This is a genomic window from Limibacillus sp. (genome assembly GCA_037379885.1).
Classification (GTDB): domain Bacteria; phylum Pseudomonadota; class Alphaproteobacteria; order Kiloniellales; family CECT-8803; genus JARRJC01.
In genome coordinates, this window is sequence record JARRJC010000053.1 from 1 (window position 1) to 11,046 (window position 11,046).

Here is an 11,046-nt window from a genome sequence, read left to right on the forward strand (position 1 = left end):
CTGGGACTGGACACCACGCGCGGGGACCGGCTCTTCGTGTCGCTGTTGGGCAGCGCTTACATCTTCCTGGCGTGGCTGGGCCTGATGGGCCCGCCGCTCTGGGTGCCCCTGATCATCGCCGTGATCTACGCCTTCTGCGTCTTCCGCTGGGTCTGACAGGGACGAAGGATCAGTTGACCGCGGTCTCGCGGTCCCACAGACCCTCTTTCTCCAGGTCGTCCATCGTGACCTCGATGCCTTCGCGCAGGATCGCGGTCATGCTGTCGATCTGCTTCTTGTTGATGACCAGCGGCGGCGACATCACGCACATGTTGTAGACGGGCCGGACGATCAGGCCGCGTTCCTGGGTATGGCGGTCGATGCGCCCGCCCACCTCGGAGTCCAGCGCCAGCGGGTTCTTGGCCTTCTTGTCCGCCACGCAGTCGACGCAGGCCATCAGGCCTTCGCCGCGCACCTCGCCCACCAGCGGCAGCTCTTCCAGCGAGCCCAGGCTCTCCTGGAAGTAGGGGGCGATGTCCAGGACATGCTCCAGAATGCCTTCCTTCTCGATCACGTCCATGGAGGCGAGAGCCGCCGCGCAGGCGACCGGGTGGCCGGAGTAGGTGTAGCCGTTGGAATAGACCGAACCGCGCGCGTCCTTGCCTGAGACCTCGGAGATGATCGACTCCGAGACCGCCATGCCGCCGAGCGGCACGTAGCCGGAGGTGACGCCCTTGGCGAAGGTCACGATGTCGGGGGTGATCCCGAAGACCTCCTCCGAGGCGAACCAGTGGCCGAGGCGCCCAAAGGCGGTCACGACCTCGTCGGCGATATAGAGGATATCGTACTTGCGGCAGAGCGCATGGGTCCGCTGATGGTAGCCCGGCGGGGGCACCACGACACCGCCCGAAGCCAGGATCGGCTCGGCGATGAAGGCGGCGATCTTGTCCGCGCCCAACTCCAGGATGGTCTGCTCCATCTCTTCGATCAGGAAGTCGCAGAAGGCCTCCACGCTCATCCCCTCGGGACGGCGGTAGGGCAGGGGCGCGGAAAGGTGATGCACCAGGTCCTTGGCGAAATCCAGGTAGACCTTGTCGCGCTCCTTGCCGGAGCAGGAAGCGGAGAGGTAGGTGCTGCCGTGATAGGCGGCCTGGCGGGACAGAATCTTCTTCTTCTCGGGCCGACCCTTGTAGTTGTTGTAGAACTGCACGAAGCGCAGCGCGGAATCCACCGCCGTCGATCCGCCGGTGGTGAAGAAGATGTGGTTCAGGTCGCCGGGCGTCTTGTCGGCGATCCGCGCCGCCAGTTCGGCGGCCGGTCCGGAGGTCGAGTACCAGGGCGAGTTATAGGCGAGCTGCATGGCCTGATTGGCCATTGCATCCGCGATCTCCCTGCAGCCGTAGCCGACTTGGACGCACCACATGCCGGCCGGGGCATCCAGGAGCTTGTTCCCCTCGGCGTCGTAGAGATAGATGTTCTCCGCCCGGTCGAGCAGGGTGCGCGCTTCGCCGCCCAGGTGCTCCAGGGACTCCCAGGGTTGGATCAGATGGCGCCTGGCCATCGTTTCGATCGCTTCGGCGGGCAGCGGACCGTTGGTCGCGCGCGCATCGCCTGCTGGGAATGATTTAGACATGACGTACCTCGAAAAGTGGGGTTGTTCTAAGCGTTGGAGCCGACTTTTTGGACTCCAAACCACAGCCATTATGCCTTACCCGGAAGGGACCTGCAAGAATAATTGAACAAACGTTCAGCCAAATTATCTTTTGCTATTTGTGGCGGGACTTGGCAAAAAGTCATAGCGAATCCCGTGTTATCGGGGCTAATGAATGCCGTATGCCCGCTTCGTCGTGAGCCCGGTTCAGAAAACAGGCGCCACCATGATACAACAGTCCGCAGGGCCCGTCCGCAGGGTCGAAAAGAAGGAAGCGACGCGCCAGCACCTGATTGCGGCGACGATCGAGTGTATCGCGGCCAGCGGCTTTGCCGACACGACTCTCTCCAAGGTCTCCGCGAAAGCTGAGGTCTCGCGCGGGCTGGTCAACTTTCATTTCGAAAGCAAGGAGCAGCTCCTGGTCGAGACGCTGCGTCACCTGACCGAGGAGTATCTGGCGTTCTGGCGCAAGGCCGTGGCCCAACCGGACTTCACGCCCGCCGAGCGGCTGCGCGCCCTGATCGAGGCGGATTTCCATCCGCAGGTCTGCAATCGGAAGAAGATCGCCGTCTGGTATGCCTTTTGGGGGGAGGCGCGCTCGCGCCCCGTCTACACCCAGGTCTCCGCCAAGGCGGATGTCGCCTATGCCCAGACGCTGGAGACCATCTGCCGGGAGATCGTGTCGGAGGGCGGCTACGATTTCGATCCCAAGATGGCGGCCAAGGGCCTGCGCTCCCTGATCGACGGGCAGTGGCAGGACCTTCTGATGTCGCCGGCCACTTTCGACCGCAACGAAGCAAAGCAGCTCTGCTTGAAGTTCGCCGCGGCGATCTTCCCCAAGCACTTCGAGGCGCTGTCTTAGACTCTCTCAGGCTGGATTGAGCCGGGGCTCAGGCCTCCAGCAGCACCAGGGAGGTGTCTTCCCAGGACAGCCAGACCCGCTTGCCCTCGTCCAGATGGGGGTCCGTGGTCATGCGGGTCTCCTGCGCCGCCACGGCGAGCGGCTCTTCGCGTCCCTCGACGGCGATGTAGTAGTGCCGACGGTCGCCGAGGTAGGCGATGGTGCGCACCGTGCCCTCGACCGCGCTCGCGCCCTCGCTTGGCTTATCCTTGGATACGCGCAGCTTTTCGGGCCTGACGGCGACCACGATCTTCGCGCCGTTCTGAAGAGAGGCCGGAACCGTCTGCACGGTCACTTTGCCCAGCCCGGCCGCCTCCACCATCGCGCCCTGCTCCTCACGGCTGAGCAGCTCGGCCTTGATGAAGTTCATCTGGCCGATGAAGTCGGCCACTTGCACGTTCACAGGCTTCTGATAGATCTCCTCCGGGGAGCCCATCTGCAGCACCTTGCCGCCCGACATGATGGCGATGCGGTCGGACAGGGTCAGCGCCTCCTCCTGATCGTGGGTCACGAAAACGAAGGTGATGCCCAAAGACTGCTGCAGCTGACGCAGCTCAAGCTGCATCTCTTCGCGCAGCTTCTTGTCGAGCGCCCCGAGCGGTTCGTCCAGAAGCAGGACCTTGGGCCGCTTGATCAGCGCGCGCGCCAGGGCGACGCGCTGGCGCTGGCCGCCGGAGAGCTCGTCAGCCTTGCGGTCCCCGAAGCCGGGCAGCTTCACCATCGCCAGGGCCTCCTCCACCATCTTGGCGGACTCTTCCTTGGAGAGCTTCAGGCTGCGCAGCCCATAGGCGATGTTCTGACGCACGTCGAGGTGGGGGAAGATGGCGTAGTTCTGGAACACCATGTTGGTGGGCCGGCGGTGCGGCGGGACGGTGGAGACCTCCACATCGTCGATGTAGATCTCCCCCAGGGTCGGCGATTCGAAACCCGCCATCATCCTGAGCAGGGTGGTCTTGCCACAGCCCGAGGCGCCCAGGAGAGAGAAGAACTCCCCCTCTGCGATGTTGAAGTCAACGTCATCGACGGCCTTCACGGCGCCGAAGTGCTTCGAGATGTGTTCCAGGCGAATATAGGCGTTGCTATCGGTCATGGATCAGATGCCCGCTCCCGTCGGTTTGGCGTTGCCCCGGCGCTGGAGCCATTGTGAGAAGAAGACCACGAAGAAAGACACCACCAGAATGCAGGCGCCGAGCGCCAGCACGGATGGGAGCCTCTGGGGGAAGCGCAACTGGCCATAGATGAAGATCGGCAGTGTCTGCTCCGTTCCGGCCAGGAAGAAGGCCATGATGAACTCGTCGAAGGAAATGGTGAAGCAGAGCAGCAAGCTCGCCAGGACCCCGGGGAACACCAGCGGGAAGGTGACCCGCCAGAAGATGTGCCAGGCGTTGTCGCCGAGATCGGCCGCGGCTTCCTCCATGGACCTGTCGAAGCCCTCGAAGCGCGCCATCAGGGTGGCCATCGCGAAGGGCACGCAGATCAGGATGTGACCCAGCGTCACCGTGAAGAGCGTGAGCGGCAGGCCGATGCGCGTGAAGAGGATCAGCAGCGCCACGCCCATGATGATGACCGGGATGACCAGGGGCAGCATGATCACCGAAATCACCGGTTTCTGCCCCGGGATGCGGAACCGCGTCACCGCCTTGGCGCCGAAGATCCCAAGCGTGGTCGCGACCACCGAGGTCACGGCGCCCACCTTGATGGAGTTCCAGAGCGCCTGGTGCATCTTCTCGTCGTAGAACATCTGCTCGTACCACTTGGTGGTGAAGCCCTTCAGCGGGAAGGTCACGTGCAGCGCGTCGTTGAAGGAGAAGAGCGGCAGGAAGAGGACGGGAATGTACAGGAACGCGAGATAGAGGATCGCGTAGCCCGCCAGCAGCCGGCTCGGATTGCCGAAATTGTTGGGCCGGCTCATGCGATCCTCCCGACCAGCTTGCGGGTGATCCAGACATAGACGAGCGCGATCAGGGTCACGATGATCATCATGCTGACCGCGAGCGCCGAGCCCAACGGCCAGTTGTTCATCTTGCCGAACATCGCCTGGATCAGGTTCGCCATCATCAGGCCGTCGGGCCCGCCGACCAGGGCCGGAGTCACATAGTCCCCGACCGTCGGGATGAAGATCAGCAGCATGGCCGCGATCACCCCGGGCAGGGAGAGCGGCAGGGTCACGCGGAAGAAGCTGCGCACCGGCCCGTCGCCGAGATCGGCCGCCGCCTCCAGCAGGGACCGGTCGATCTTCTCCAGCGAGACGTAGATCGGCAGGATCGCGAAAGCCGCCCAGGCGTGGGCGAGCGTGATCACCACCGCCGTCGGGCTGTAGATCAGGAATTCCAAGGGTTGCTCGATCAGGCCCACGGACATCAGCCCGGTGTTGAGCACGCCGTTGAAGCCCAGGATCACCTTCCAGGCGAAGACCCGCAGCAGATAGCTGGTCCAGAAGGGCAGGGTCATGAGGATGATCCAGAGCAGCTTGCGCCGGTGGACGTGGAAGGCGACGTAGTAGGCCATGGGATAGGAAATCAGCACCGTCGCGACCGCGCAGAAACCCGAGATGATGAGCGAGCGGATCAGAAGCGCCTGGAAGATCGGCTTTTCCGCGACGCTCACATAGTTATCGAGAGAGAAGGTGGTGGAGATGTCGAAGCCGCTTTGCGTCCAGAAACTCATCAGGACCATGATCCCAAAGGGGATGCAAAGCATGGTCGCCATGACCAGCAAGGTCGGCGAGAGCAGCGTATAGCCCCGCATGGCTTCGCTGCGGGAATAGAAGCGGCGAATGCGCTCTCCGAAGGATGGTCTTTGATCAGGCTGCGTGCCGGCCAGGGCGGCACTGTCACTCATCGGCATCGATGCTCGTTTCCGGATTGCAACGCTGTTCCAACGGCGCTCGGAAGAGCGCGAGGGAGTAAAGCGGCTCCTTCAGGGACCAGCACAGAGGCCCGCCCGGCTTGCCTTGTCGGGAAGCGGGCGGGCCTGCTGCGATGGAACGATCGAATCAGGGCCGCTCTCTTAGAAGCCGGCCTTGATCTGTTCGAACTCGGAGTTGATCGCCGTCTCGAACTCCTGAGTCTGCGGCACCTGGAACTTCCCGGCGTTTAGGATCTCGCTGGGGTTGCTGCTCAGACCCAAGGCGTCCAGTTCTTCGGTCGTGAACTGATCGAAGGACTTGGCGTTGGAATGGCCGTAGCCGTTCACTTCGATCAGCCACTTACCGGCCTCGACGCTCAGCAGGGCGTCAACGAGATCATGCGCGCGGTCGGGATGCGGAGCGTCCTTGTGCATCATCGCACCACAAACCCAGGTGAGGGCGCCTTCCTTCGGGTTCGCGAACTTCACCGGCACACCCTCGGACTTCAGCAGCACTGCCGAGGAGTCCCAGGTCATGGCCGCAACCAGTTCGCCGGAAGCAAGAGCCTGCTCCAACGTCGTGGTGTCGTCGGTGTAGGTGCGCACCAGAGCGCGCTGTTCGCGCAGCGCGGCGGCGACCTTCTTGAAGCTCTCGTCGGTCGCGATGTTGGAGAAGTCGATACCTTCGCGAATCGCAGCGCACCACCAGGAGTCACCCGCTGAGGCTAAGATGCCGATGCGGCCCTCGTAGCGCTTGTCCCAGAGCATGTCCCAGGACTCGGGCCCTTCGAGGTCGAACAGGTCGGTGCGGTAGGTGATCGAGGTGCGGCCCCAATCGACCGGCGCCATATAGGGCGCGCCATCTGCCATGTTGCCCTCGAGGTTGTAGAGCTCGGGCATAACGTCCGGCCAGTTCGACAGCTTGCTGGTATCAAGCGTGCGGAACAGGTCGGTGGCGACCCAGCGCGGAACGGCCTGGTTGCAGGGGTGCGACACGTCGACGACATAGCCTGCGCGCATCTTGGTCAAGGCCTCTTCCGACCCACCGAAGGTCGCGAAGTTCGGCGGTTCGCCATACTTGTCGATATAGGGCTTGACGAAGGCATTGTCGTCGTATCCGCCCCAGGTAAAGAAGGTCGCCTGATCCTCCGGCGCGGCAAGCGCCTTGCGCGAGGCAAGCGGGCTCATCACCAAGCTCACGCCGACCGCGGAGAGCAGGCCGCTGAACTCGCGGCGGCTGAGCTCGCGGTTACGAATGGCTTTCAGCTCTTTCTTGATGTCCATGTCTTATGTGACTCCCTGTCCGACTTGAACCGATCCTGGCGCTTTCCCGATCACTCAAGGTCCAGATCGATTGCGTTTGCGACTGCGGCTTTGGCTGAGGTTTCTAAGAGCCCTTTCTCCATCCGCACCTCAAAAGTATTTAAAAGTCTCATTAGAGCGCGCTCTGCTGTCAAGGTGTCTGAGCGAGCCCCATGGACCCCTTTAATCAGTAAGGGGAAACGCTTCGCTGATCAAATGTTTAATCAATCACCAAGTCAGATAAACGCCCATTAAGCAAATTAACCCATTGATTTCCCCGAAAAGTGCCGCGTGTTATCGCATTGCCGTGCTACGCCCTATGATCGTTAGCCGTCACAGGGATAGAGCTGGGAAAGGGCCTCGGCGAGCGCTTCCGGCGCGGGTTGGATTCGCCCGATAGGATGATCAGCGAGCCAGGCCGAGGCGGCCTCCAATGCTTCCCGCCGCGTCACCTCGCGTGAAAGGCACCACTGCAGCCCGGCGAGAAAGCCGCGTCCCGCATCTTCCTCCGTGATGCGGCACTTGCTGGTGGAGCAGCCCGAGCGGAGATAGAGCATCTCCGTGTGGGCGGCATCGAGCAGGGCGGAAAAGTAGCTCTCACAGTGGCGGGCGTCTTCACTGCCCGCTGGCGCTTTGCAGCTTTCCAGGAAGTCGCCGCCGGAATAGGCAGAGGTCGGGGCCGGGTAGCCAAGGGCCAGGGGCGCGAGGCCGAGGGCGCAGATCAGGAGCGCGCTTTGCAGGAAACGCGGCATCAGGCCGCTCCTCCGGCAGCGCGGGCCGCCAGGGAACCGGCAAAGGCCGTTAGGCGGCGGCAGGCCTCCTCGAAGAGCGCATCCTCGACGGTGAGCGCGATGCGCAGCCAGCCCGCCAAGCCCTCGCCAAAGGACTCGCCGGGCATGACGGCGACCCCGGTTTCTTCCAGGAGCGCAAAGGCGAAGCTCTCTCCATCCATGCCGAGGGCGGAGACCTCGACCAGGGCGAACATGCCGCCATCCGGAGTATGGCATTGCAAGAGGCCGGATCCGCGTGCGGCCTCGGCGAGCTTGAGCGCGCGGGCCTTGTAGCGACGCTTCATGCCGGGCGCGACCGCGGAGGGCCTCGAGACGGCCTGCACCGTCATGTCCGCGATGAAGGGCTGGTTGCCGAACAGCAGAACTTCGGAGAGCGGCAGGACACGCTCGCAAAGCTCTTCCGGCCCGATGCACCAGCCGCTGCGAAACCCGGGCGCGGCATGCGACTTGGATATGGAGGAGACCACCACGACGCGGTCCGCCAGCCAGGGCTCGAACAGCGGGGAGTGGAACTGCGCGCCCTCGAAGGTCAGTTCCTCGTAGACCTCGTCCACCACCAGCCAGAGGTCATGCGCCACCGCCAGGCGGCCGATCTCCCGGATGTCTTCCGCCGTCAGCACCGCGCCGGTCGGATTGTGCGGCGTGTTGAGCAGGACCGCGCGGCTCTTCGGGGTGATGCGCGCGGCCAGCGCCCCGGCGTCCATGCGGAAACCCCGCTCGCGCGACAAGGGGACCGGGACCATTTTCGCGCCCGCCGCCGTTATGACGCCTTCGTAGGTCGCGTACATGGGATCGCCCACCAGGACCTCGCAGCTTTCGTCGGCGAGCGTGGCCATGACGGCGAAGAGGGCGGTCTGGGTTCCGGGAAAGCACAGGATCTGGCTGGGTGAGAAGGCGCGTCCGCAACTGCGGCCATAGCGCTCGGCCAGCGCCTGGCGGAGAGTGGGCTCCCCGGCGCCGCTGGAATAACAGGTGCGGCCAGCCCGCATGGCGGCGGCCGCGGCTTCCACCAGATCCGGCGGCGTGGGCACGTCCGGCTCGCCGATGGTCAGCCAGATCACATCGCGCCCGGCGTCCTCCAGCCGGTGCGCCTGTGCGTGCACGGCCCACTTGGAGCCGCCGAGGCTGGCCAGGCTGTCGCTGACCGCCGCATAGCGCCCTGCGCTGTCCGGCTGCTTTGAGAGGGGCTGCTTCATGTGGGGGCTCCGACGGGTTACTGGCTCGCGGGGATCATATCCGCGTCCCGCTGGGCAAACCAAGCCCGGCCATTCAAGAAATCAGAGCGTCCTGTCCGCGCTTATAGAGCTGATTGGCGATGATCACGCGCTGGATCTCGCTGGTCCCCTCCCAGATGCGGTCGACCCGCAGCTCCCGGAAGTAGCGCTCCGCCACGTTCTCGCGCATGTAGCCGCGCCCTCCGAAGATCTGCACCGCGCGGTCGGCCACGCGGTTCGCCATCTCTGAGGCGTAGAGCTTGGCCATGGAGCACTGGGCGTGCAGGACCTTCACGTCCTCGCCCCGGTCGTGGGCCTCGGCGAGCTGATAGGTCATGAGCCGCGAAGCCCAGAGCTCGGTCATGGAATCGGCCAGCATGAACTGCACCGCCTGATACTCGGAGATCGGCGCGCCGAAGGCCTTGCGCTCCTGGGCGAAGGCGCTGGCTTCCTCGATCAGCCGCTGGGCGGCGCCACAGCAGCGCGCCGCGATCATCAGGCGTTCATAGCGGAACCAGTCATGGGTGAAGGCCATGCCGTCGCCTTCCTCGCCGATGCGGTGGGAAAGCGGCACCTTGACGCCATTGAACCGCAGGATCGGGTGATGATGGCTGTAGGTGTGGCTGTAGGCGGGCGTGCGCACCACCTCCACGCCCGGCGTGTCGTGATCCACGAAGAACAGCAGGTGCGCGCCCTCGTTGCCGCCGCCCTTCAGCTTCGCCTGGACCAGCATGAAGTCGGCGTGGTTGTAGGAGGTGACGTGCCACTTCTCTCCCTCGATGACGTAGTGCCCGTTTTCGCGGCGGGCCGTGGTCTCGATAGCGTCCACGTCGGAGCCCGCCGCCGCCTCCGTGATCGCATAGCACTCGCCGCGCTCGCCCCGGATCACCGGCCCCACCCAGCGCTCGAACTGCTCCTCTGTCGCTATCTCCGCGACGCCGCGCGCCGGCGTCGTCACGATCCAGCCGAGGCCGTTGGTGACGCGCCCCAACTGTTCGGAGACGATGGCCTGCTCCAGGAAGGTGAGGCCGCCGCCGCCCATCTCCTTGGGAATGTTCATGGCGCGCAGGCCCAGCTCCGCGACCTTCTTCTTCAAGCCCGCCTCGACGCCTTCGGGGAACTCGCCTCCGTGCATTTCAGCGTGGACTTCGTGGGGCATGACCTCCTGGTCGATGAAGGCCGCAACGCGGGCCTGGAGATCTCTGACGTGCTTGGGCAGGGGATAGCTCATGGCTCATCTCTTTTCATGGTTGGATGAAAAACCCTAAGAGCAAAAATGCTATAAAACAATGAAATAAATGACTTTTGTGATAGCTCATTGAATGATGGGTCAATCAATGACTGGACAGACAGTCGCCCGATGACCTAGAAGAGAAGAGTTGGTTCCAGGCGGGGAGGCCGGTTTTGAAAAGCTATGATGCGATCGTGGTGGGGGCCGGGCACAACGGCCTGACGGCAGCGGCCTATTTGGCGCGCGCCGGTCTCGAGGTGCTGGTTCTGGAGCGGCGGGAAGCCGTCGGCGGCGCTGCGATCAGCGAAGAGAAGTACCCCGGCTTCCTCTATTCCTCCTGCTCCTACGTCTGCAGCCTTCTTCGCGCGGAGATCATGCGCGATCTCGACCTGCCGCGCTTCGGTTTGACGATCATCCCCTACAACAACTCCACGGTTCTCGACGAGCAGGGCAACTACATCGGCTTCTATGCCGACCACGACAAGACGCGCGAATCGATCCGCCGCCATTCGATCCGCGACGCCGAAGCCTACGAGGAGTTCAGCCGGGACATCTACCGGCAGTGCCGCATGATCCGGCCTCTGCTCCTGGAGACGCCGCCCGATCCGACCTCCTTCAAGCCGCGCGACATCGCGGGGCTCATGAAGCTCGGCAAGTCCTTCGCGCAATTGGGCGAGGACGGCATCCATCAGGCCATGCAGTTCTGGACCATGAGCTGCGGCGACTTCCTGGACCGCTACTTCGAGTCGCCGATCCTGAAGGCCGGTCTCGCCGCCAACGCGATCATCGGGACGGCGCTGGGTCCCTATTCGCCGGGCAGCGCCTATGTCCTGCTGCACCACGTCATGGGCGAGCTGGACGGCCACGTCGGCGCCTGGGGCTTCGCCGTGGGCGGCATGGGCGCCGTCAGCAAGTCGCTGGCGGGTGCGGCTCAGCACTACGGCGCGGAGATCCGGACTGAGGCCGAGGTCGCCGAGGTCCTGATCGAAGGCGAGAGCGTCGCCGGGGTGGTATTGGCGGGCGGCGAGGAAGTCCGCGCCAAGAAGGTGGTCTCCAACCTCGATTTCCGCCGTACCTTCCTGAAGCTGGTGCCGCGCGACGCCCTGGAAAGCGACTTCGTCGAGCAGGTG

Annotated in this window: 11 protein-coding genes; 3 read left to right on the forward strand and 8 right to left on the reverse strand. The window is 63.9% G+C overall.

Annotation, left to right across the window (positions count from 1 at the left end):
* A partial coding sequence (locus P8X75_12905; GenBank protein ID MEJ1996085.1) for a DUF2160 family membrane protein occupies positions 1-156 on the forward strand: 156 nt, incomplete at its 5' end.
* Positions 157-169: 13 nt separating this feature from the next.
* Here P8X75_12905 and P8X75_12910 read toward each other — a convergent pair.
* A complete protein-coding gene (locus P8X75_12910) occupies positions 170-1,612 on the reverse strand; it encodes an aminotransferase (GenBank protein ID MEJ1996086.1) in 1,443 nt (480 codons plus the stop codon).
* A gap of 244 nt (positions 1,613-1,856) precedes the next feature.
* On the opposite strand from P8X75_12910, the gene P8X75_12915 reads away from it, so the two are divergent.
* Positions 1,857-2,492, forward strand: a complete 636-nt coding sequence (locus tag P8X75_12915) for a TetR family transcriptional regulator C-terminal domain-containing protein (GenBank protein ID MEJ1996087.1) — start codon at positions 1,857-1,859, stop codon at positions 2,490-2,492.
* Positions 2,493-2,520: 28 nt separating this feature from the next.
* On the opposite strand, the gene P8X75_12920 is transcribed toward P8X75_12915, so the two are convergent.
* The 7 genes from P8X75_12920 to P8X75_12950 all read right to left on the reverse strand — a co-directional run bounded on the left by P8X75_12920 (position 2,521) and on the right by P8X75_12950 (position 9,916).
* Positions 2,521-3,621: an ABC transporter ATP-binding protein gene (locus tag P8X75_12920; GenBank protein ID MEJ1996088.1), complete on the reverse strand. Its 1,101-nt coding sequence runs from the start codon at positions 3,619-3,621 to the stop codon at positions 2,521-2,523.
* A gap of 3 nt (positions 3,622-3,624) precedes the next feature.
* Positions 3,625-4,443, reverse strand: a complete 819-nt coding sequence (locus tag P8X75_12925) for an ABC transporter permease (protein ID MEJ1996089.1) — start codon at positions 4,441-4,443, stop codon at positions 3,625-3,627.
* The gene (locus tag P8X75_12930) at positions 4,440-5,372 is read right to left on the reverse strand and encodes an ABC transporter permease (protein MEJ1996090.1); all 933 of its coding nucleotides are present in this window, start codon (positions 5,370-5,372) and stop codon (positions 4,440-4,442) included. Before P8X75_12930 ends, P8X75_12925 begins: the two co-directional genes overlap by 4 nt.
* Before the next feature lie 168 nt (positions 5,373-5,540).
* On the reverse strand, positions 5,541-6,662 hold the full coding sequence (locus P8X75_12935) for an extracellular solute-binding protein (protein ID MEJ1996091.1): 1,122 nt from the start codon (positions 6,660-6,662) through the stop codon (positions 5,541-5,543).
* A 344-nt stretch (positions 6,663-7,006) separates the two neighbouring features.
* Entirely contained in the window at positions 7,007-7,432 is a 426-nt protein-coding gene (locus tag P8X75_12940) for a Rap1a/Tai family immunity protein (protein ID MEJ1996092.1), read from the reverse strand.
* On the reverse strand, positions 7,432-8,667 hold the full coding sequence (locus tag P8X75_12945) for a pyridoxal phosphate-dependent aminotransferase (protein ID MEJ1996093.1): 1,236 nt from the start codon (positions 8,665-8,667) through the stop codon (positions 7,432-7,434). The genes P8X75_12940 and P8X75_12945 overlap by 1 nt, the downstream gene beginning before the upstream one ends.
* A gap of 73 nt (positions 8,668-8,740) precedes the next feature.
* Entirely contained in the window at positions 8,741-9,916 is a 1,176-nt protein-coding gene (locus tag P8X75_12950) for an acyl-CoA/acyl-ACP dehydrogenase (protein ID MEJ1996094.1), read from the reverse strand.
* A gap of 173 nt (positions 9,917-10,089) precedes the next feature.
* On the opposite strand from P8X75_12950, the gene P8X75_12955 reads away from it, so the two are divergent.
* On the forward strand, positions 10,090-11,046 hold a 957-nt coding region (locus P8X75_12955; GenBank protein MEJ1996095.1), incomplete at its 3' end, for an NAD(P)/FAD-dependent oxidoreductase.